The organism is Bacteroides sp. AM16-13 (genome assembly GCF_003602705.1).
GTDB lineage: Bacteria > Bacteroidota > Bacteroidia > Bacteroidales > Bacteroidaceae > Bacteroides > Bacteroides xylanisolvens.
This window is the reverse complement of sequence record NZ_QTLK01000008.1, coordinates 215,213-237,552: the sequence shown is the minus strand read 5'-3', so window position 1 is coordinate 237,552 and position 22,340 is coordinate 215,213. Positions and strand designations below refer to the sequence as shown.

Below are 22,340 nucleotides of genomic sequence, written 5' to 3'. Positions count from 1 at the left end.
GCTAATTCTCCAGGAGGGCAAAAGTTTATTGTATACATTGACTTCCCGTTTCCAGGCGGGGAACTGTCGTTTCCTGCATTAGAAATTACAGTTTCCACGGCAGGAAACGAGAGTTTCTAAGGCGGGACACTACAGTTTCTACGTAAGGATTGTACTGTCGTTTCCCCGTAGAGACACCACAAATTCTCCATAGAGTGATCCCAATTATCCCATAGCTTTGCATCAAGGAATCAAGGCTTTTTCTTTGATTATATAACGTGTTGCAGATACTTTATCTGCAACCTATCTGCCACAGGTATCTGCCACGTTCTAACTATTTATTAACTAGTGTATTACACGCTTTTCGTTGCAGGTGGCAGATGTTTTTATGTTTTTCAACTTTATAGTAGGAAAAAATTTAGCACTTGAATGATATTCTATCAACAAAAAGAAAACCCTCATAAGTACTTAACTTACAAGGGTTTTTGTTGGGTGGAAGACCGGACTCGAACCGGCGACATTCAGAACCACAATCTGACGCTCTAACCAACTGAACTACATCCACCATGTCTGCGTTTCTCTAACGCGGTGCAAAGATAGATATTATCTTCTAATCTCCAAAAGATTCTGCTATTTTTTTTCGAAAAAAGTATATTCTTTTATTCCCTGATTGTGCTTGTTGAAAAGGGTTCGCGCGTCATTCGTGAAGATTTTCAGAGAGTTACGTGCTTGTAAAGGAATTGAATCAATCGGGAAATTGACGGGGAGTAATTGATGATTTTTTTTCCCGGACTGAATGGGGCGGGCTGTCCAGACTAAACTATACTCGCAATTATTGAGACGGACTGTGCTGTCTTTTACTAATTCCATTCTTACCATCAGTCCACCATCGGTGCGGCGGGCGGACATATTGGAAATATAATTTCCCAGTGAATAGACTACGAGATGTTTGTCGTTCGTCACGCTGTCTGTGCGAACTTCAATGGGTTGAACTACGTGAGGGTGGGAGCCGATGACATGATTTACTCCTTTTTGAATCAGCCAGTCAGCAAGGAATTTCTGCTCTTTGTCCGGGAGTGACTGGTATTCGATTCCCCAATGCATACAAGCTATGATTGCGTCCGGTTTCACTGCTTTGCTCTCTTCAATATCTTTGGCGATAACTGTTGTATCAATATAGTTCACGATATTGGGAGGAGTAACGGGGATACCGTTTGTGCCATACGTATAGTTGAGCAGGGCGATGCGGAACCCGTTCTTTTCCAATAAAAGAGGATATTTCTTGTCGCGTTCTTCGGTGTTGATATACGTGCCTGCATGTGGAATTTTCAACGAGTCGATAAGTTGAATGGTACGCTCCAATCCGGATTTGCCACGGTCGAGACTATGATTGTTGGCAGTCACTAAAACATTGAAACCTGCGTCATGAATTGCGGTCAGAAATTCGTCCGGTGCGCTGAAAGCAGGATAACCTTTGTAGGGTTTGCCTCCTAACGTAACTTCCAGATTGGCGATAGCGAGATCGGCTCTCCCTATTTCTTCTTTAACGTACGTAAAACAGGTGGAATAATCATAGCCGGTTGAGGTTCGTGCAGCGTTGATTTGTCCTTGATGCTGCATGAGGTCACCTACGAAAAGGAGTCGTAGGGTATCAGTGGGGGAAATACTGTCGGTTGCGGAAAGGCTGTCCGACAGGGTATCGATGATAGAATCTCTCTTTGCCTGCGACCGGGAGGTGCAGGACAAAGAGAGAAGTAAAATCATCAGAAACAAGCTATGTTTCATTGATAAATGGCTTTCTTGCCAGCTAAGAGTGTATTTTTCATTAACGATACAATCGTCATCGGTCCAACACCGCCCGGTACGGGAGTGATAAAGGAACATTTTGGGGCAACTTCGTCAAACTTCACGTCACCAGTCAGTTTGAAGCCTGATTTCTTGGTTGCATCCGGCACACGCGTAGTACCTACATCGATAACTACCGCACCTTCTTTCACCATTTCGGCTTTTACAAAGTTGGGTTGTCCCAGGGCAGCGATGATAATATCAGCTTCCTGACATTCTTTTATCAGGTCTTTGCTGCGGCTGTGGCATACCGTCACCGTGGCATCGCCCGGATAGGCTTTCTGCATCATCAGGGCAGCCATCGGTTTGCCGACGATATTGCTACGTCCGAGTACAACACATTTTTTGCCGGAAGTCTCTATTTCGTAACGTTTCAACAATTCGAGGATACCGTTGGGAGTAGCGGATACATAGCACGGAAGTCCGATGGACATACGGCCTACGTTGATCGGGTGGAAGCCGTCTACATCTTTACGGTAATCAATCGTTTCGATTACTTTCTGTTCGGAGATATGTTTAGGTAAGGGAAGTTGTACGATAAAGCCGTCTACATCGTCGTCTTCATTCAGTTCGCGTACTTTGGCAAGCAGTTCTTCTTCGGTCACGTCACTTTCATAACGGATGAGGGAGGACTTGAATCCACATACTTCACAGGCTTTTACTTTGGCAGCTACATACGTTTCGCTACCACCATCGTGTCCAACAAGGATAGCCGCCAGATGCGGGCGTTTTCCGCCACGAGCCACAATTTCGGCTACTTCGGCTGCAATCTCTTGTTTCACTTGTTCGGAAATGGCTTTTCCGTCTATCAGAGTCATATTTTCAGGGTATTTATTGGTGATGGGCAAAAGTAAAATAAATAACTGAACTCTCCAAAAGGATTGGAATTTTTGTCAGGAGATGAGCAGTATATTATCAGTTTGTTAGTGGAGAAACTACTTTCTACCGTAGGCTTCCGGATACAAAAAAAGAGGAAGTCGAAACTTCCTCTTTTTTGTTATAATCAGTTTGGATCTATTGAATGATTATCTTTTCATTTTAGGCATCATCTTACCCATCTTGCTGCTAGTTACCATCTTCATCATTTTGCGAGTCTGGTCGAACTGTTTCAGCAGGCGGTTTACTTCCTGAATAGTCGTTCCGCTACCTTTTGCGATACGTGTACGACGTGATCCGTTCAGTATTTCCGGGTTGGAACGTTCTGCCGGAGTCATGGAATAGATGATAGCTTCGATGCTTTTGAAAGCATTGTCGTCAATATCAATATCTTTGATTGCCTTTCCTACTCCCGGAATCATGGAGGCAAGGTCTTTCAGATTACCCATTTTCTTGATTTGTGCAATCTGGCTAAGGAAGTCATTGAAGTCGAATTGGTTCTTGGCAATTTTCTTTTGTAAACGTTTAGCCTCTTCTTCATCATATTGTTCCTGTGCACGTTCTACCAATGAAACGATGTCACCCATACCGAGAATACGGTCGGCCATACGGGCAGGGTGGAATTGGTCGATTGCTTCCAGCTTTTCACCTGTACCAACAAATTTGATCGGTTTGTTCACTACCGAACGGATAGAAAGAGCCGCACCACCGCGGGTATCACCATCAAGTTTGGTCAGTACCACACCGTTGAAGTCCAGACGTTCGTTGAATTCTTTAGCCGTGTTTACAGCATCCTGACCGGTCATAGAGTCTACCACGAACAGAATTTCGTTCGGGTTGATTGCTTCTTTGATAGCGGCGATCTCGTTCATCATCTGTTCGTCTACTGCCAGACGTCCGGCTGTATCGACGATAACGAGGTCATATCCTTTGGCTTTAGCTTCCTGAATAGCGTGTTGTGCGATTTCTACCGGATTCTTGCTGTCCAGTTCGCAGTACATCGGTACTTCGATTTGTTCTGCCAATACGCGCAACTGTTCGATAGCTGCCGGACGGTAAACGTCACAAGCCACCAGTAATGGCTTACGGTTTTTCTTGGTTTTCAGCATCCGTGCCAACTTACCGGAGAAGGTGGTCTTACCCGAACCTTGCAAACCTGACATCAGGATGACTGCCGGACGGGCGTCGATATTGATCTCGGCTGTCTCTCCACCCATCAACTGTGTAAGTTCATCATGTACGATTTTCACCATCAACTGGCTTGGCTTCACAGCCGTAAGCACGTTCTGGCCAAGAGCTTTTTCTTTCACTGTATCCGTGAAATTCTTTGCCACCTTGTAGTTTACGTCGGCGTCGAGAAGTGCTTTACGTACGTCTTTCAGCGTCTCCGCCACGTTGATTTCGGTGATTTTGCCTTCACCTTTCAGAATCTTGAATGACCGTTCTAGTCTTTCACTTAAATTATCGAACATAGTTATTTAATTACGAATTACTAATTACAATTTACTTGGGCGAAAGAGGGACTTTTCCGTCTACTCTTTATTTGAGCTTGCAAATGTACAAAAATCTCTTGTATTTATATCTTTTTATTCTGCCATTTTGCTTTTTTGAGATAAATATAACTTGTTATCAACAGCAAGCTATAATACACAATCTCAATCGTAAAGCAAATTTCGATCGGTGCTTTCAGCCACATTCCGATGAAAATGATGTATGATCCGTAGATGATAATTGTAATCGTTTCGAGCAACAGGGCTGCCTGTGTATTTCCTGTTCCGGAGATACCGTTGAACACTACATTGGCTACGGATGCGATAAGCATGGCGCAACAAATTACATATACCGAAGGTACGGATTCCGTAATGAGTGCGGCTTCACTGGTGTAGATAGAGAGCAGGAACTGCGGAAACAGTGCCGATACCGCTACTAACCCCAGCATGATGAAAAAGGAGAAACGCGCAATTTTATTAATGAGCGGCATCACGTGCTGGATGCCTCCTGCACCAATAGCATTGCTGACAAGACTGTTGGTAGTCGTAGCCAGTGCGTTGACCGGAATCAACAATACGACATAAATACTTCGGACGATATTGGCAATCGCCAGTTCCCGTTGCCCCAACCGTTCTACGGCTACGAAGAAAACAAACCAGGTAGCCATCGACAGGAAATATTGCAGCATGGTGAAGCAGGAGATACTAAGGATCCGCATCAGCAATGCTGGGTCGAATGTGCGCAGGCGGTTCATACCGTATTTCTTTAAATCGACCGTGGCATACGTATAGATGACGAAAAAGAGAATGGAGGAGGCTTCTGCCAGTACGGAAGCAATAGCAGCCCCTTTGATACCCATTTCCGGCAAACCGAACTTTCCGAAGATTAATGCATAGTCCAGTACGACATTGGTTAATGCCATGACAATGGCATTGATGGTTAGCACTTTAGTGCGTGTAATGCCGATATACAATGCCCGGAACATGACATTGATAAAAGAGAAAAAGAATCCGTAAATACGCCAGTCCAGAAACTCCATTGTTCCTTCGTAGATGGATTCTGAAGAAACTAGCAAACGCATGATGTTTCCACCGAATGCCTTGGTGAATCCAAATAGCAGCAGTGCCATCACGAACAGGAACATGACTCCCTGAATCATGACAGGGCCGACATCTGAATAGCGGCCTTCGCCATTGCGTCGCGCTATGACAATCTGCGAACCGGTACTGAATCCGAATGCGATGGTGAATACACATATATAAAATAACCCGCCCATAGCCGATGCTCCAAGAGCTACCTCACTCACGTGTCCGAGGAATGCTGTGTCGGTGACATTGATGACATTTTGTGCCAGCAAGCTTAGTAGTATCGGGTAACTGACACTCCAAATCTGTTTGTTGGTATACATAATTAAGCGTTTAAGTTTACACTTTGCAAAGATAGTGCTTTATTTCGATTCGGAGGCGATGGGGTAGATGAAAACTATTTCCGGACCTTCGGGAGTTTTATCGTTAGTTGATTCGGAATGAAGCATGTCTCCCTTACGGCTTAATATGAACCGGATGATTCGTGTTTGCCGGTGTTCTTGGGCTATACTAGTGCGCTGCTTGCTTGTAAGTTTGCCAGCGAAAAAACTAAAAAGAGTGAAGATTTCTGTGTCGTCTTCACTCTTTTTTATTATTTATTTTCTTTTGAGTATTTCCCGAACTCCAGGACCTTCGTGGTTGGGGTAGCCGGGAGTATGGTTTCTGCATCGTGGATCAGCATCTACTTTCAAGCTTCGGTAGTCATCTTTTGTGCGGGTGATGTAATCATCAAGCATGGCACGGTGTTCTGCCAGAACTTTACTGTATTTCGGATCTTTGGCGAGATTCTTGCGTTCTCCCGGATCTTTTTTCATATCATATAGTTCTTCTCCATTGCCTTCCAGATAGTGCGTGTATTTGTATCTCGGTCCGCGTACCATACGTCCGGGGGTAACGACATATTCATATTCGCTGTGCCATTCGGAAACTACATAAGGGTGAGTTTTTTTCTGTTTCTCTCCTTTTAATGTAGGTGCGAGACTGATTCCCTGTTTTTCGACCGGAACGGAAATTCCTGCCAAATCACAAAGGGTAGGCAAAAGATCCAGCGTAGGCTGTGTCAATAGTTGATCTACCGGTTTTTTCTGTTGTTTGATGCCGGGACCTGCAAAGATAAACGGAACGTTTGTCATTTCATCATAGAAACTGATATGCTTGGTCACCATACGGTGTGAAGCCATTCCGTCGCCATGATCGGCCATGATAACAACGATGGTGTTTCTTCCGGCAGGAGTGGAGTAAAGAGCTTTTAATACACTGTCTACTTGCTTGGACACCATTTTAGTATAGTGCTGGAAAGCGGCAATGTAATGACGGTAATTCTCTTCATTCCAATGAGAGGCCTGGGTCATGCGGCGATGGCTGCAACAGATGTATTGCACCGGTTTGGGGATATTGTTCCAGTCTTCCACGTCGAAGTTGGCTGGTAGTTCAGGAAGAGTTCCGCTGATGGGGCGGTCGGTATGTACTCCTTCATTTGCTCCTACGAATCCGCAAATGTTGTGAGGGTTCTGAAAATCGGCAATACAGATGAATGGTTCTTTGGGAGGGTTGCTTAAATAAGCAACAGCATCTTCGCAGGTTCCTACGTCTAGGAAGCTGTCGTTATTGACCGGGAACTCCGGATCAGTGAATGGTTTGGCTACCGGTTCTTTGTGTTTGAATCCTCTTAGGGAGCCCATGTCGTGTGTTTTTCCGAAGTGTACGGCTTCGTAACCGTTTTCGGAAAAAAGGCTTCCTAGTGTCGGTACATTTTCGGGAATACGTGGGTTGATAGGTTCGCTGGAGTTCGAACGTACATTCGTTTGATGAGGCATCATGCCGCTCCATAAAGCTGCGCGTGAAGGTTGGCTGAGAGGGCAGCCTACATAAGCATTGGAGAAGATAACTCCTCGTGAAGCGACTTCGTCAATAGGGAGGGTGCAGCCTTGTGTTTGCCCGTAAGCTCCGACGACGCGTTGTGTCAAATGGTCGCACTGGATAATCAGGAAATTGGGCTTTTCTTGAGCTTGGGCTGCTACGCCGCATAGGGCTAATCCCATGAATGGATAAATAGTTTTCATTACTGGTTAGAATTAAGTAATAGTTGATTTTGAAACAAAAGTAGGAAAAAAGGAAACGCAAAAAAGGGTGAAGTAGTAGTTTTGGACGCAAGTGAAAGTATTTTGTACAAAAATGTAATGTGTGATGGATGATTAGGGGGAACTATTGCTGATGAACGTTGGATTGTGAAGGATGAACGGCAAGTGGTTATTGATTAACGGGGTGGCTAAAAAAGAGAACGGTGAACAAACTGCAATTATTAGGACGCAGTTTGTTCACCGTTCATCATTTATCGTTTACCGCTAATTAGCTGTTCATGCTCATCAGGAATTCATCGTTATCTCTGGTCTTTTCCAAACGGTCTTTAACGAAGTCCATTGCTTCGATCGGATTCATGTCTGCAAGATATTTACGTAATATCCACATGCGGTCAAGAGTTGTCTTATCAAGCAACAGGTCGTCGCGACGAGTGCTGGATGCAGTAATGTTGACTGCCGGGAAGATACGTTTGTTGGACAGGTTGCGGTCGAGCTGCAACTCCATGTTGCCGGTACCCTTAAATTCTTCGAAGATAACTTCGTCCATTTTAGAACCGGTATCGATCAATGCGGTAGCGATGATGGTCAACGAGCCGCCGTTTTCAATATTACGGGCAGCACCGAAGAAACGTTTAGGTTTGTGAAGTGCATTTGCATCCACACCACCGGAAAGAACTTTACCGGATGCAGGAGATACTGTATTGTATGCACGAGCCAGACGGGTGATAGAATCAAGGAAGATCACTACGTCGTGACCACATTCTACCAAACGTTTTGCCTTTTCCAATACAATACCTGCAATTTTTACGTGACGTTCTGCCGGTTCGTCGAAAGTAGAAGCGATAACTTCTGCATTAACGCTGCGTGCCATATCGGTTACTTCTTCCGGACGTTCGTCAATCAGCAGCATAATCATGTAAACTTCCGGGTGATTGGCTGCAATAGCGTTAGCGATATCTTTCATTAAGATAGTCTTACCTGTCTTTGGCTGGGCAACGATCAAGGCACGTTGTCCTTTACCGATAGGAGCGAAAAGGTCAACAACGCGTGCAGACATGGAGTCTGAATAACCGCCTTTGCAAAGTTTGAACTTTTCATCCGGGAAGAGAGGTGTCAGATGTTCGAAAGGAACACGGTCGCGAACGAAGGCTGCGTCACGTCCGTTAATTTTCGACACTTTTACCAACGGGAAATATTTTTCTCCTTCTTTGGGTGGACGGATAACACCTTCCACTACATCACCGGTTTTCAAACCAAAGAGTTTGATTTGAGATTGTGATACATAAATGTCGTCAGGAGAAGAAAGGTAGTTGTAATCGGAAGAACGGAGGAATCCGTATCCATCCTGCATGATTTCCAGAACGCCTACTCCGTTGAGAATATCATCGAATTCGTAAGGCTTTTCGCGTTCAATAACCTTACGCTCCTGCTGTTGTTGCTGTTGTGCCGGAAGATTCTCGTTCGCATGGTTTTGCTGAGTGGCACGTGGCATCGGTAAGCGTTGTTGGTTCTGGTTCTGATTTGGATTCTGAACCTGATTCTGATTATTGTTATTACGCTGGAAATTATTATTGTTGTTATTAGCGTTATTGCTATTATTGTTCACATTATTATTACCGTTGTTATTGTCGCGTGGACGGACAATACGCGGGCGTTGCTGCTGTGCTTGCTGCTGTTGAGATTGTTGTTGCTGTTGAGGATGAGATGGCTGTTCAGGTGCTGTTTGCACAGGTTCTGTTTTAGTTGCCTCGAATTTGCCAAAGAGTTCGGTAGGAAGCTCTATTTTTTCAGAAGGCAGATCTTCGATTGGAATAAAATCATCATCGTCAACGCTGGATAAGATATTGCTTTCCTCGTCGATAACGGGTGCGGCTTTCTTTTGTGGTTTATCTATCACTTTTTTCTCTGCAACAGGCTTGTTTGGCTCTGCGGCTGGTTTATTTGTTTCTGCAGCCGGTTTGCTTTTTGCTTTCTTTTCAGCAGTCGGCTGTTGTGCTGGAGCAGCTTTTTCTTTTGTTTCAGTAGTTTTCTCTGCAACAACAGGCTTAGTTTCCACTACTTTGGGAGCAGCCGGTGTTACATTTTCTACTTCTTTTTTCTCTTCTGCGTCAGCGCTCTTGCGTGGACGTCCCACTTTACGCTTGGGAGCAGTAGTAGCGTTTTCTGCTTTAGCTTCTACAACAGGAGCTTCTTTTTCTTTGTTTGTACTTTCTTCTTTCTTGGAAGGTTGTGGTGCTTTTACAGGAGTGGCTTCTTTTGTTTTATTAACCTCTCCACTCTTTGGTGTGGAAACTACCTTGTCTTCTTTTTTGGTAGGAGCTACCCGTGAACGCTTTTTCTTTTGTTCTTCATTTTTGCGTTCTTCTTTGAGCTTATCTGCGGCAACTTTCTTAGTAGCTCCTACAATAGCCTGTTCATCGAGTATCTTATAAACAAGGTCTTCTTTTTTGTATGAGTCTGCTTTTTTTATGCCTAACTCTTTGGCAATAACTTGAAGTTCCGACAGATTTTTGTCGTTTAATTGGATAATGTTATACATATAGTATGGTAAGTTATTAATATTTCTTTTTTTGCTGAATTACGGACAGCATTACTACAGCTTATGGCTACAGATATGCAAGCATACGTTTTGTTTTTTATTCTGAATTAGGGATGTATATGTTGAATCGTAGAATGTTTCAACGGGGCAAAGATAATAATTTTTTTTGGTTTCATGAACAATCAAACATTTTTTTCCACGTAAAAGTGTATCTTTGCTACATAAAAGAAAATAGTATGACAGTAAATGAAGCTCATTTAATTTATTTTTCGCCTACACACACATCTAAACAAGTTGCGGAAGCGATTGTTCACGGTACGGGTATAAAAAATATCCTTCCTATCAATGTAACGCAGCAAATTGCAGATGAAATCGTGATTCCTGCATCTGCTTTGGCCATTATTGTAGTGCCTGTGTATGGAGGTCATGTCGCTCCTCTGGCAATGGAGCGTTTGCAGTACATCCGGGGAGTGGATACTCCGACCGTTTTGGTGGTGGTATATGGAAACCGTGCTTATGAGAAAGCTTTAATGGAACTGGATGCTTTTGCTATTCCTCATGGATTGAAAGTGATTGCCGGGGCAACTTTTATTGGAGAGCATTCATATAGTACTGATAAACACCCGATTGCGATGGGACGTCCCGATGAGTCGGATTTGGCCTTTGCTACGGAATTTGGGAAGAAAATCATGGAAAAAATACAGGCTGCCGATAGCATGGATACCCTTTATCCGGTAGATGTACGTGCTATCAAACGTCCGAGCCAGCCATTTTTTCCTTTGTTTCGCTTTTTGAGGAAAGTTATCAAGTTACGTAAAAGTGGAACACCGCTTCCCCGCACTCCTTGGGTGGAGGATGAAAATTTGTGCACCCATTGTGGATTGTGTGTGGTCCGTTGTCCGGCAGGGGCTATAACGAAAGGGGATGAACTGCATACAGATGAAGCTAAATGTATCAAGTGTTGTGCCTGTGTAAAAGCCTGCGTTAAAAAAGCACGGGTGTATGATACTCCTTTTGCGGCTTTGTTGTCAGATTGCTTCAAGAAACAGAAATTGCCTCAAACTATTTTGTAGATTACGACACGCTTAGTTGTTTCATCAATACGAAAGCGGTTGTCTGTTCGTTCGCCTATCAGCCACGCAATGTGTTCTCCACAACAGAGTACCCACTGGCGTTCTTTTTGACTGATAGAAAATTTGCGGTCGGTCAGATAATCGCTTATTTTTTTCTTTCCTTTCATTCCGAAAGGAATAAAAGTGTCTCCTGTCTGCCATTTCCGGTAATGAATATCTCCATTCAGTTTGTCGGCATCAAAACAGGCTATTCCTTTGTCGCGTGGAATTAGGAAATCAGGGGTGTATTCTTTTTCTTCTTTGATGATTTGAAAAGGAGGAAGAACTTCATTTCTAGATTCGATTGCTTCTATTAAAAAGAATTCCCTGTCTTTTATCACTCTCCATTTTTTACTGCAAAATTGTTTGCCCGGTTGGCTGTGAAGCGAAAAGGCAATATCTTTGATTTGTGCAGAATTGAAGCCTAGAGGATGCAAGATTTCGAATAGAATAGCTTCGGGTGCCGGTTCCTTTACTAAATCACTGATTCGGATACCTTCTGTCGTTACAATATTATTTTTGGTTTCCTCTATGCATTTATTATATATGGTAGCTACATCATTCAGATAATTGCTCGTGTCTATCAGATTCTTTTTGACTGACGGATTGATTTCCTGCATAAGAGGAAGGAGATTGAGTCGGATTTTGTTACGGGTATATTCGTCTTCCAGATTGGTGCTGTCTGTTACATAATCTTGTCCGATGCTCTCCAGATAATGAATGATATCTTCTCGATTGACGCAAAGCAGAGGCCGTACGATTGCTCCGTTGCGGGGGCGGATTCCTAATAAACCGGTAATTCCTGTACCTCGAATCAGATTGAGTAGTATGGTTTCTACGCTATCATCCTGATGATGTGCTACGGCGATCACATCTGCCTGGCATTCTTTTCTCGTTTTCTCGAACCAGTCATAGCGTAATTCCCGTGCAGCCATTTCAATCGAAATCTGTTTTTCCTTTGCGTATTGTGTCGTGTTAAAATCAATTGTATGCAAATGGATTCCGGTTCTTTTGCAAAGTTGGCGGACAAACAGTTCATCCCGGTCTGATTCTTCGCCTCGCAGGTGGAAATTACAGTGTGCGGCTTCGCAATGATAACCTGCTGTGTGCAGAATACATAGCAGTGCCACCGAGTCGGCACCGCCACTCAATGCAATCAGGACTTTGGCATCCAGTGAGAACAAATGTTCTTTTTCTATATATTTTGTAACGCGTTGTTGTATCATATCTGCAAAGATACGAGTTTATCAATAAGTTTTTTTATTTTTCCTAAATCTTTTGGAGGAAGAAAATGGCTGCTATTTAAAAACATTCTAAATAATTTGCGTGCTCCGAAGTTATGAATTATCTTTGCCGAAAATTTTGAGAGTTATGCGTTTGTCCGAATTAAAAACAGGAGAAAAAGGTGTTATTGTAAAGGTATTGGGGCACGGTGGTTTTCGTAAACGTATTGTGGAGATGGGCTTCATTAAAGGTAAAACGGTTGAAGTGCTGTTGAACGCTCCCCTAAAAGATCCCATAAAATATAAAGTCTTAGGTTATGAAATATCTCTTCGTCGTCAGGAAGCTGAAATGATCGAAGTAATCAGCGAGGAGGAGGCAAAAGAACTGGCTGAAAAGACTGTTTATCATGAAGGATTACCCGAAGACCTTTCAGTAAAAGAAGAAGATATGAAACGGTTGGCGTTAGGTAAACGTCGCACCATCAATGTTGCCTTGGTCGGAAATCCGAACAGTGGCAAGACTTCTTTGTTTAATCTTGCGTCCGGTGCTCATGAGCATGTAGGCAATTACAGCGGTGTGACCGTGGATGCCAAAGAAGGTTATTTTGACTTCGAAGGTTATCATTTCCGTATTGTCGATCTGCCGGGAACTTATTCTTTATCTGCTTATACGCCGGAAGAAATCTATGTTCGCCGTCATATTATCGATGAAACTCCTGACGTGATTATTAATGTCGTCGATTCTTCTAATCTGGAGCGAAACTTATATCTGACTACTCAATTGATAGATATGAATGTCCGCATGGTAGTGGCTCTGAATATCTATGATGAATTGGAAGCCAGTGGAAATACATTGGATTACCATTTGTTGAGCAAGTTGTTCGGGGTGCCGATGCTGCCTACTGCCAGTAAGAAAAATCGTGGATTGGATACGTTGTTTCATGTAGTTATCAATCTGTATGAAGGAGTAGACTTCTTCGATAAACAGGGAAACATGAATCCGGAAGTTCTCAAAGACTTGACTGAATGGCATGACTCTTTGGAAGACCGTAAGAACCATGAGGAAGAGCATCTGGAAGATTATGTGCGTGAACATAAAAAGACGGGGCGTGTCTTCCGGCATATTCATATAAATCACGGTCCTGATATAGAAAAAGCGATTGAGGCTGTAAAAAGTGAAGTGTCCAAGAACGAGTTTATCCGGCATAAATATTCTACCCGTTTCCTCTCCATTAAATTGTTGGAGAATGATCCTGACATTGAGCGTATTGTACGCACATTGCCGAATGCGGATGAAATTTTCCATGTCCGCGACAAGATGTCGAAGCGTGTTCAGGAGACAATGAATGAGGATTGTGAATCGGCTATTACTGATGCTAAATATGGATTTATCAGTGGTGCGTTGAAAGAAACGTTCACGGATAATCATCTGGAACAGGCGCAGACAACAAAGGTACTGGATTCGATTGTAACTCATCGTGTCTGGGGATTTCCTATTTTCTTTCTTTTTATGTATCTGATGTTTGAAGGTACATTTGTCATTGGCGAATATCCGATGATGGGAATTGAATGGATGGTAGAGCAGCTTGGTGAATTGCTGCGCAATAATATGTCGGAAGGTCCATTTAAAGATCTGCTGATTGATGGAATTATCGGTGGGGTAGGAGCTGTCATTGTTTTCTTACCGAATATCCTGATTCTGTATTTCTGTATTTCTATCATGGAGGATTCTGGTTATATGGCTCGTGCGGCTTTTATCATGGATAAGATCATGCATAAAATGGGGTTGCACGGAAAGTCGTTTATTCCTCTGATTATGGGATTCGGATGTAATGTGCCTGCGATTATAGCGTCCCGTACTATTGAGAACCGGAAGAGTCGTCTCATTACCATGTTGGTGAATCCATTGATGTCTTGTAGTGCGCGTCTGCCGATTTATTTATTGTTGGTGGGTGCTTTCTTCCCGAACAATGCAAGTTTGGTGCTGTTAAGTATCTATGTGATTGGTATTGTGCTGGCTGTGGTAATGGCTCGCTTGTTTAGCAAGTTTCTGATAAAGGGTGATGATACGCCGTTTGTGATGGAGCTTCCTCCTTACCGAATGCCGACAGCGAAGTCTATCTTCCGTCATACATGGGAAAAGGGAGCGCAGTATCTGAAAAAGATGGGCGGAATTATTATGATTGCTTCTATTATTATCTGGTTTCTGGGATATTATCCGAATCATGATGCTTATGAAACGGTTGCCGAACAGCAGGAAAATTCTTATATCGGTCAGTTGGGGCGCGGAATAGAGCCGGTAATAAAGCCATTGGGATTTGATTGGAAATTAGGTATTGGCTTGCTTTCCGGTGTAGGGGCGAAAGAATTGGTGGTAAGTACGTTAGGCGTTTTGTATGCAGATGATCCGGATGCTGACTCGGTGAGTTTGGCAGAACGTATTCCGATTACTCCATTGGTCGCTTTTTGTTATATGCTGTTTGTATTGATTTACTTCCCGTGTATTGCGGCGTTGGCGGCTATCAAACAGGAATCGGGTAGTTGGAAATGGGCGCTTTTTGCTGCCTGCTATACAACGGCATTAGCTTGGCTTGTATCATTTGCTGTTTATCAGATTGGAGGATTGTTTGTATGAATAATTGGCAAGAGTGGGTAGTCGGAGTACTCGTTGTGCTCTGCATTGCCCGTGTCGTATATGGAATATTTCTTTTTTTTCGTCGTACGCGGGAAAATCAGAATCCTTGTGACAGCTGCGTAAGTGGCTGTGAACTAAAGGATATGATGGAGAAGAAACGCAGAGAGTGTGATGTAAAGAAAAAAAGTACAAAGAAAAATTGCTGCGGATAGTTGGTAGTTTCAAAATTTGTACTACCTTTGCAACCGCAAACGAGAAATAATGGTTCCTTGGATGAGTGGCTTAGTCAGCGGTCTGCAAAACCGTGTACGGCGGTTCGAATCCGCCAGGAACCTCACGAAGCCCTTTCAGATGTTTTCTGGAAGGGTTTTTCTTTGCTCTTAACTGAAAATGGTACTACATTGGTACTACAAAATTAGGGTAGGAAAAGTGTGATTCTTCTTCTCACATGTGTAATGACTACGGAAAAATCTTTGTAGTGTATCAGTTCCAAATAGCGGTTATTTGGAGTTATATTTCATAGTTCTGCGTTTTTGAAGGCATTTTAGAATATTCCCTTCCTCAACAGCTTCTATAATTTCATGTAGTTTATAGTATATATGTCCTCTAGGCTCGGTAATTTCGTCACCTTCTTCGTCTACCATTGTTTCAATACCAAATTGATAAGGGAATATAAATTTCCTTTTAATCAACTCTCTAATGACTCCACGTCCAAAACGTCTTTCTGCATCAGACTTGCATATAAGAATCTTTTTGTTTTTGAGGTTTGCATTCCTTTCATTCCTGTATGCTTCAATACCTAATTTAATACCAATCTCAATGGCTTGCTTAATAATCGGATCTATTTCCATGTTTTTTTTTCTTTTTGTTAAGTGACAAATGAACGAAATTACAGGGAATATTTATGCTTAGGAATAATTGGAATGTAGTTAATTCAGGAAAGAAGTAAAACCTAAACTAATTGTAATTAGAGACTTGATAATATAAATTCGGAAGCATAAATAATACTAGCTGTCTATTATTATAATCTTGGTAGCATAGGTTCATCAATAGGTCTTTTATCTAAAATGCATACCGGGCAAATTCTAAGAGAATTGAATTTTTTATCAAGTGCCTCCATAATATTACTTTCTGTGAGTTTCCTTGTATGAGTACCGTGTGATGTATATGTACAGAATAGGTTACCGAATAGTCTAATCTCAATAGGGGTTGCTAAATGGGGGTATTGATAGTCACCGTTATTGCCGAAATACGCAATAATAATTTTGCCATCAATTAACGCTTGGCAAGCATCTTTCTTGTTTATCATGAGATAAAGTTTTTTGAATTTGTTTTTAGTGGATGGAAAAAATTATAAGCCAAATCTTTTTAATTGTTTAGGAGTAACCAATGGGGATGATTTCAAAGCTCCAATAATGAGTTCTAAATCTTCATTTGTTAATTTCCCACATCTTCCTTCTCCTTCATATCTGTCTATAAAGTTATCGGCTGTAATTTCTTTGAGTTCAGCACAGCAGACAAAACTATTCTTCTTTAGGAATGGATAGTCGCTGACATTTATTGGATAGTGCAGATACTGTAGTTCTTTCGAAATATTGGTATTGATATTACTATTAATAACAACAAAACCGATAAGAGCATTATTTGCTGTTTTTCCTACGATAATGAAATATTTGTCACGGTCGTTGTCGCCTTTATTTTTAGGAATTATTCCTTCTTTTGGGGTTAATCTCATTTTAAAGACATCTCCCTTATTTATATTAGGTAAAACAAGTTGCGATTTTTCTTTATTGGATAAAATATCAGCAATAGATGCTCCCATGTCTTAAAAAGCAAGTTTGTTAATCTCTTCGTTTTCTTTGATATATTCTATCATGCTTTCATTTGCTCCACCTGCTTTTGCCATTAGAATTGCATCCATAGGATGTGCTTTTTGTTTTTCCCATGCATTTCTCCATGCTTCATCGTGAGATTTTGTAGACAGAGTGTCTATATCAACATTTTTATTTTCTTTTATAGAAGCATCAAGGCAGTCAATATCTGATTGCGATAATTCTTCCATATCTGGTAATTCTTTTGCACTCAGTATAAAATAATATGCGGAATCTGGAGATTCAATGGAATTTGAAATAATTGATAACGGTGAATTATTAACGGCAGTAGCTTGTTTGGTCGCTACCTTTATCGCATCAAATAAAACAGAGGGGACAGGTCCTTTAGGTAGTGCACAGAAAGTATCTTGAATGATTCTTCTGCCATATTTAGCATAATGAGCTCTGTCCGCAAAATATAGTATTTTGAATAAATGAAAATAGTCTATTTCGTCACATTTGTTTATGACGTATAGTACCACAGCTTTTAATTTAAGCATTTCATCTATCGTTAATTCCTTTATTTTCATTCCTTTGCTCTTTTTTTCTGATGCAAATATAGCATGTTTTTATTGTTTTCTTTATCTCATTTTATCTTATTTCGCTTTTTTATAGTCGTTTTTACTCGAAACATGTCGTAAAACATAAAAGAATACTACTATAATGTGAGATTTTCTCACGTTATCCTATACTCCTTTGCTCGTTTTCTCATCCTGTTTGCATCTAAGCGATTTTCTAGCACCGAACAAAGAAATGATAAGTTCATGTATCGTATGACCTGCTCCGTAATCTGTCGGATCAGGTAGGGCATTACATTCCTTTGCCCTGTCTTCTCTCCCCAGTTCATCCCAACGGAGGATTATTCATAATCGGATTCTTTTAAATGTAAACCCGGCAACCATATTGTTACCGAGGTGGCTTTGTTGATGGCGTCAACTTTCATGTATCATTTATTGATGTGAGTTGTAAACCATTTCATTTAGTACTGTACAATTGTCTTTACTTAGACCCGCATTAAAACTGGTACCAGATTCTACAGTTACTAGTCTGTCAATAACGCAAGTTTGACAATACATAATGTTAACCGTTACTTTATCGTTGTTCTGTAGAATCTTCAGCAGTCTTTCGATAAACTGCTCTCCTTGCTCTGTCCGCTCTTTGCTAGTGGGTTCTATTATCATTCCCATAGTTATTTTTATATTGATTGATTTCTGTTGTTATCGTTAAACATTTCATCCCAGATGCAGAAAGCAAGAAGGATGATACAAATAATTAGTGTAGCGTTCATAATTGATTAAATATCAAAGAAGTGTTCTCCCTTTTTCCTAAATATCCTATAGCCAGTGTATAGGCATCCGAATACTATCAATATCTCCATCTCGTTATAGCTTAATGGTTGTAACCTGTTGGTATATTGATGAGGCTTTTATTATCTCTAATGGTGTGCCGGTCACTTCTATTGCTGTGTACTCTTCGTATTCGAATACTTGATATTTAATTCCTTCTATCTTTAGCATGGTAGTGATATCCTCTACTTGCTTACTCTCGTGGAGCTTGTAAACCTTTGTTTCTGTCATAGTGTATATTTTATGATGGGGTCGTTATTTCACCGACCCCACCGGGTTAATAATCAATCACCACAATACGAACCACACCCGTAGCCCATTGCACGACTAATACGGTTTTGATACTCATTGTAAGAGATACCCTCTTTGCGTGCTGCTATCTCGCCTTTCATGCGTTCCGCTTTGGCTTCCGCTTCTCTTCTGATCCGGTCGGCTTCGATTTGTGCACGAAGAAGAACCGAACTAATGGCGGCTTGCTCGTTCTCTTCACGTACCTTTGCTTCACGTGCTTTAGTCTCCGCTTCGATTGCTTGGCGTTCTTCGGCTACTCTAACCTCAAACTTTGCCATGCTCCAAGATTTACGGAGTGCATCGGAGAATGTCGGGTACTTTGCACGTGCATTGTTATACAAGTTGTGTGCTCTCTTCATTATCTGGCTTAAATTGTAGCGTTTCATATCCGTAATGTTTTATATTTCGTTTATGATGCAAATGTAATATAAAACGGTACATTGAACCAAATTAAAAGAAATATTTAACATTACTTTAACCGAAAAATGTAACGTTATTACGGTACATTTAATAATAATTCTTATATTTGTACCGTAAACTAAAACATTACGATATGGATTTAAGAATAAAGGAAGTTATAAAAGAAAAAGGCATGACCATAACAGAGCTTGCCGATAAGATGGGAATAAATAGAGTGAATCTGTCTAATATGGTTAATGGTAACCCAACAGTCGAAACATTAAACAAAATAGCAGGTGCTTTGGAAGTTCCAGTTACTGAACTCTTTGAGCAACCAAAGTCTGGAACCGCTTCTCTCACCTGTCCCCATTGTGGAAAGAATATCAATATCAAAGCAGAATGACTATGAATGAAGAAATGAAACAATTATTGAATGAAGTTGATACGCTCAAGGTTCAGTTATCAACCTTGCGCCCACTTCCTGAAGAAGCACTGAAAAAGGTTCAAGATGCTTTAGATATTGAATATACTTATGAAAGTAACCGCATAGAAGGCAATACTTTAACTTTGCAGGAAACCGCCCTAGTAGTAAATGAAGGAGTTACCATATCCGGTAAATCTATGCGTGAACATTTGGAAGCTATCAATCATAGCGAAGCTATTGATTATATCAAAGATATAGCGAAGAAGGATATAGAGATAAGCGAACGCACTATCAAAGAAATACACGCTCTTATTTTGCATGGAATAGACCGTGAAAATGCCGGGAAATATCGTACCGTTCCCGTTATGATTTCCGGTAGTACCCACATGCCGCCACAACCTTATTTAATACAGAAGCAAATGGAGGATTTTATGATAAAGTACCGGCAGATGGAGGAAGAAAAAGTACATCCGGTACTTATAGCCGCATATCTTCACGACGAACTTGTACGTATTCATCCGTTTATTGATGGAAACGGGCGAACGTCACGTTTATTGATGAATCTTTATCTTTTACGGAATGGGTATACATTGGTTACTTTAAAAGGTAGCAATGAGGATAAAATAAGTTATTATAAAGCACTGGAAGAATCTCATACAGAGAATAAGCCGGAAGCCTTTCAAAAACTTGTTGTTGAGGCCGAAATAGCCTCTTTACAAAGATATTTGTCTATAATGCAATAGGGTATGAATACAAATGAAATAGATAAATTGAGCTTTGCAAAAGCTCATGCCTTGTTTGAAACTGGAGATATAGATCGTATTGAGGTGGGAACCGTAAAGGGATTGTGTGACATACACCGTTATTTGTTCGATGGGTTGTACAGGTTTGCTGGACAGGTGCGTACGTTGAATATAGTAAAGGGAAACTTTCGTTTTGCTAATTGTATGTATCTTGATGTGATGCTCCCAGTAATAGAAAAGATGCCGGAAACGAAATTTGAGGAAATCATTGCTAAATATGTGGAAATGAATATTGCCCACCCGTTTATGGAAGGCAACGGCCGTACTATGCGCATTTGGCTCGATATGATACTTAAAAAACGTCTTGACATGGTGATCGATTGGCAGAATGTATAAGGTTCTCTATTGGCAAGCTATGGAAAGAAGCCCGATTAACGACCTAGAATTGCGGACTTTGTTACATCAAGGATTAACCAACCAGGTAGATGATCGAGAAGTTATATTTAAAGGTGTTACACAATCTTATTATTATGAGGGTTACGAACCTGAGTAATCTAGAGAATAAATTCGTTTTGTTCTTATTATGGAGATTGGAATAGAAAGTGAGGAATAATACAGAAATATTTATGCGTCAAATAGAAACAAAGGGTATGATGGAGCAATTTCAGGCTCATCTAAATAATACAAATAACCAACGAATTATTTTTTCAGGTTGTTTTGGAAGTGGCAAAACTACATTTTTAAATAATTTTTTTAATGATCCAGCACAACAGGAAAAATATTACGTATGTAAACTATTCCCAGTAAATTATGTGACTTCAACTAATAAAGACATTTACGAGTTAATAAAATTCGACATATTAATTCAATTGTTGGGGACTGGGATTACGATTGAAAGAACTGATTTTGAAAAAGTTTCTACAATATGTAGGTCGGTGAAAAGTAATGCGCTTAAGTTATTGCAAAGTATATTGGGAGTAGCATCACTTATTGATGAGAATACAGTAAAGTTGGGTAAAGCAATAGAAGTGATTGCGAATATATACAAAGACTACAAGGATGATTCTCCAAAGACTAAAATAGAACAATTTTTAAACGATTTAGAGAATGAGATAGGTACTAGTTATGAAATGAACGACATATCTAATTTGATAAGAGAAATGCTTATTAAAGCTAGCAAATTAGAGAATAAGCAAAAAGAAACTATTTTGTTGATAGATGATTTTGATCGTCTTGAACCATTACAGTCTTTTCGTTTGTTAAATATTTTGTCTACAAATGACAATGAAACGGGTACAGGAGAGAATAAATTTGGGTTTGATAAAATTATTATAGTATGTGATATAAATAATTTGCGTGATTGCTTTGTACATATCAATGGAACCAATAAAGCTTTCAATGGATATATTGATAAATTCTATTCAACGGAAATCTTTCGTTTTGATATAAGGAATGATCTTGTGAAAGTCATAAATATTCTATTCAGTCAAATAAATATGCCGCCTGATGTAAGAAGTGAATTTTTTGAACGTTATCTTGACATTATTCAGGTAATGATTAATTGTGGGGAAATAAATGTTAGAACAATAACAAAAATTCAAGAGGCACATATTGAGATAATACCAACAAAGACTCTTGACGATTTTCATAAAACGTGTGATTATGCAGGATTATTATTTCTTGTTTTGAAAAAAATGTTTGTAGATGATTATGAAGTTTCTAATGCGATATCAGCCTGTTCTATACAAGAACCATTATCTCCGTATAGGAAGAATTTTACAGCTATAAATGAAGTATTATGTCTTTTATATCCATCAATAACGGAGAAACAACAACATGAATTATTAATTTATGATAATAAATATACATTCAATATTCAAAAAACTGCATATTACTCATATTGGAAATTAGTTGCTGTAAATGGTGTTACAGATTATTATGCACTTACATTTCCTGTATTTCATCTGTTAGATAGAATTAAATATCAATATTTGAACATTCCTAAGTCTTATGAGTGATGTGGTAAAAATAAATGTTAATATGATTGTAGCCATATCCGAAGAATTGCTGTTTAAGCTAGTAGAATTTGCAGAAAATTTGGGTCGTAAAAAAGAACGAATTAGCTTATTCAAAGAATCTCAATTTATATCTCAAAATCAGGCACATATCCGGTATGGCAAAGGAAATGTTACTAAATGGGTAAAAGCTGGCATAGTGAAGAAATATAAAGATGTTGATGGAAAGTTACGTTCCGGCGTCCGTTATGATGTGCTTGATCTGGAATCAGCCGCTTTTAAATGTAATTATATGAAAGAACTTTCTCCTTTGGCAAAGGCTGAAATGAGAGAAATAATAAGCCCCGTTCCTTGATTGGTTCGGGACTTTTGTTTATACTTAGCC

The 22,340-nt window shown here is 40.5% G+C and carries 20 protein-coding genes, 2 tRNA genes and 1 pseudogene; 9 read left to right on the top strand and 14 right to left on the bottom strand.

The genetic code is table 11. The annotated features are described in order from the left end of the window. Positions 1-469: 469 nt before the first annotated feature. The 7 genes from DW173_RS09135 to rho all read right to left on the bottom strand — a co-directional run bounded on the left by DW173_RS09135 (position 470) and on the right by rho (position 9,896). Positions 470-545, bottom strand: a tRNA-His gene (locus DW173_RS09135). A 64-nt stretch (positions 546-609) separates the two neighbouring features. Then, on the bottom strand, positions 610-1,764 hold the full coding sequence (locus DW173_RS09130; RefSeq protein ID WP_120144352.1) for a CapA family protein: 1,155 nt from the start codon (positions 1,762-1,764) through the stop codon (positions 610-612). Continuing rightward, positions 1,761-2,642: a bifunctional methylenetetrahydrofolate dehydrogenase/methenyltetrahydrofolate cyclohydrolase FolD gene (gene folD / locus DW173_RS09125; RefSeq protein WP_004312924.1), complete on the bottom strand. Its 882-nt coding sequence runs from the start codon at positions 2,640-2,642 to the stop codon at positions 1,761-1,763. The genes DW173_RS09130 and folD overlap by 4 nt, the downstream gene beginning before the upstream one ends. A gap of 207 nt (positions 2,643-2,849) precedes the next feature. Then, complete coding sequence (gene ffh, locus DW173_RS09120) at positions 2,850-4,172, bottom strand: signal recognition particle protein (RefSeq protein ID WP_004312925.1); 1,323 nt, start codon at positions 4,170-4,172, stop codon at positions 2,850-2,852. A 104-nt stretch (positions 4,173-4,276) separates the two neighbouring features. Continuing rightward, on the bottom strand, positions 4,277-5,599 hold the full coding sequence (locus DW173_RS09115) for an MATE family efflux transporter (RefSeq protein WP_008025832.1): 1,323 nt from the start codon (positions 5,597-5,599) through the stop codon (positions 4,277-4,279). A 273-nt stretch (positions 5,600-5,872) separates the two neighbouring features. Beyond that, complete coding sequence (locus DW173_RS09110; RefSeq protein ID WP_008025830.1) at positions 5,873-7,339, bottom strand: sulfatase; 1,467 nt, start codon at positions 7,337-7,339, stop codon at positions 5,873-5,875. Positions 7,340-7,625: 286 nt separating this feature from the next. Further along, positions 7,626-9,896 carry a transcription termination factor Rho gene (gene rho / locus DW173_RS09105; protein WP_008025828.1) on the bottom strand — a complete coding sequence of 757 codons (2,271 nt, stop codon included), beginning with the start codon at positions 9,894-9,896 and terminating at the stop codon, positions 7,626-7,628. 236 nt (positions 9,897-10,132) lie between these two features. On the opposite strand from rho, the gene DW173_RS09100 reads away from it, so the two are divergent. Then, on the top strand, positions 10,133-10,969 hold the full coding sequence (locus DW173_RS09100; protein WP_074705482.1) for a 4Fe-4S binding protein: 837 nt from the start codon (positions 10,133-10,135) through the stop codon (positions 10,967-10,969). On the opposite strand, the gene tilS is transcribed toward DW173_RS09100, so the two are convergent. After that, a complete protein-coding gene (gene tilS, locus DW173_RS09095) occupies positions 10,954-12,234 on the bottom strand; it encodes a tRNA lysidine(34) synthetase TilS (RefSeq protein WP_120144351.1) in 1,281 nt (426 codons plus the stop codon). The two genes, DW173_RS09100 and tilS, sit on opposite strands and share 16 nt — an antisense overlap. A 145-nt stretch (positions 12,235-12,379) precedes the next feature. Here tilS and feoB point away from each other — a divergent pair, with 145 nt between their 5' ends. The 3 genes from feoB (at position 12,380) to DW173_RS09080 (ending at position 15,201) form a co-directional block, all read left to right on the top strand. After that, entirely contained in the window at positions 12,380-14,866 is a 2,487-nt protein-coding gene (gene feoB, locus DW173_RS09090) for a ferrous iron transport protein B (RefSeq protein ID WP_049702357.1), read from the top strand. Next, positions 14,863-15,078: a hypothetical protein gene (locus DW173_RS09085; RefSeq protein ID WP_004312937.1), complete on the top strand. Its 216-nt coding sequence runs from the start codon at positions 14,863-14,865 to the stop codon at positions 15,076-15,078. Before feoB ends, DW173_RS09085 begins: the two co-directional genes overlap by 4 nt. A 51-nt stretch (positions 15,079-15,129) precedes the next feature. After that, a tRNA-Cys gene (locus tag DW173_RS09080) sits at positions 15,130-15,201 on the top strand. Between the two features lie 165 nt (positions 15,202-15,366). Here the strand turns inward: DW173_RS09080 and DW173_RS09075 are convergent. From DW173_RS09075 to DW173_RS09045, 6 genes are all read right to left on the bottom strand, one after another. Then, the gene (locus tag DW173_RS09075) at positions 15,367-15,717 is read right to left on the bottom strand and encodes a hypothetical protein (RefSeq protein ID WP_055236455.1); all 351 of its coding nucleotides are present in this window, start codon (positions 15,715-15,717) and stop codon (positions 15,367-15,369) included. Positions 15,718-15,887: 170 nt separating this feature from the next. Next, on the bottom strand, positions 15,888-16,175 hold the full coding sequence (locus DW173_RS09070) for a hypothetical protein (RefSeq protein ID WP_055236454.1): 288 nt from the start codon (positions 16,173-16,175) through the stop codon (positions 15,888-15,890). Positions 16,176-16,217: 42 nt separating this feature from the next. Next, a complete protein-coding gene (locus DW173_RS09065) occupies positions 16,218-16,688 on the bottom strand; it encodes a hypothetical protein (RefSeq protein WP_055236453.1) in 471 nt (156 codons plus the stop codon). A 3-nt stretch (positions 16,689-16,691) separates the two neighbouring features. Further along, positions 16,692-17,267 carry a Panacea domain-containing protein gene (locus DW173_RS09060; RefSeq protein ID WP_055236452.1) on the bottom strand — a complete coding sequence of 192 codons (576 nt, stop codon included), beginning with the start codon at positions 17,265-17,267 and terminating at the stop codon, positions 16,692-16,694. Between the two features lie 852 nt (positions 17,268-18,119). Then, positions 18,120-18,314, bottom strand: coding sequence for a 2-C-methyl-D-erythritol 4-phosphate cytidylyltransferase (locus tag DW173_RS09050; protein WP_120144349.1), 195 nt, complete (start codon positions 18,312-18,314; stop codon positions 18,120-18,122). Between the two features lie 53 nt (positions 18,315-18,367). Continuing rightward, positions 18,368-18,760 (bottom strand): hypothetical protein, encoded by a 393-nt coding sequence (locus DW173_RS09045; protein ID WP_120144348.1) that lies wholly within the window; start codon positions 18,758-18,760, stop codon positions 18,368-18,370. A gap of 167 nt (positions 18,761-18,927) precedes the next feature. On the opposite strand from DW173_RS09045, the gene DW173_RS09040 reads away from it, so the two are divergent. From DW173_RS09040 to DW173_RS09020, 5 genes and pseudogenes are all read left to right on the top strand, one after another. Then, positions 18,928-19,176 carry a helix-turn-helix domain-containing protein gene (locus DW173_RS09040; RefSeq protein WP_117610432.1) on the top strand — a complete coding sequence of 83 codons (249 nt, stop codon included), beginning with the start codon at positions 18,928-18,930 and terminating at the stop codon, positions 19,174-19,176. A gap of 2 nt (positions 19,177-19,178) precedes the next feature. After that, positions 19,179-19,940 (top strand): Fic family protein, encoded by a 762-nt coding sequence (locus DW173_RS09035; RefSeq protein ID WP_117610462.1) that lies wholly within the window; start codon positions 19,179-19,181, stop codon positions 19,938-19,940. Positions 19,941-19,943: 3 nt separating this feature from the next. Then, positions 19,944-20,493 (top strand): annotated as a pseudogene (gene fic, locus DW173_RS09030) (protein adenylyltransferase Fic). Between the two features lie 73 nt (positions 20,494-20,566). Next, positions 20,567-21,958 carry a P-loop NTPase fold protein gene (locus tag DW173_RS09025; protein WP_120144347.1) on the top strand — a complete coding sequence of 464 codons (1,392 nt, stop codon included), beginning with the start codon at positions 20,567-20,569 and terminating at the stop codon, positions 21,956-21,958. Continuing rightward, positions 21,951-22,310, top strand: coding sequence for a hypothetical protein (locus tag DW173_RS09020; protein WP_229097076.1), 360 nt, complete (start codon positions 21,951-21,953; stop codon positions 22,308-22,310). The genes DW173_RS09025 and DW173_RS09020 overlap by 8 nt, the downstream gene beginning before the upstream one ends. The last annotated feature ends 30 nt before the right edge of the window (positions 22,311-22,340 follow it).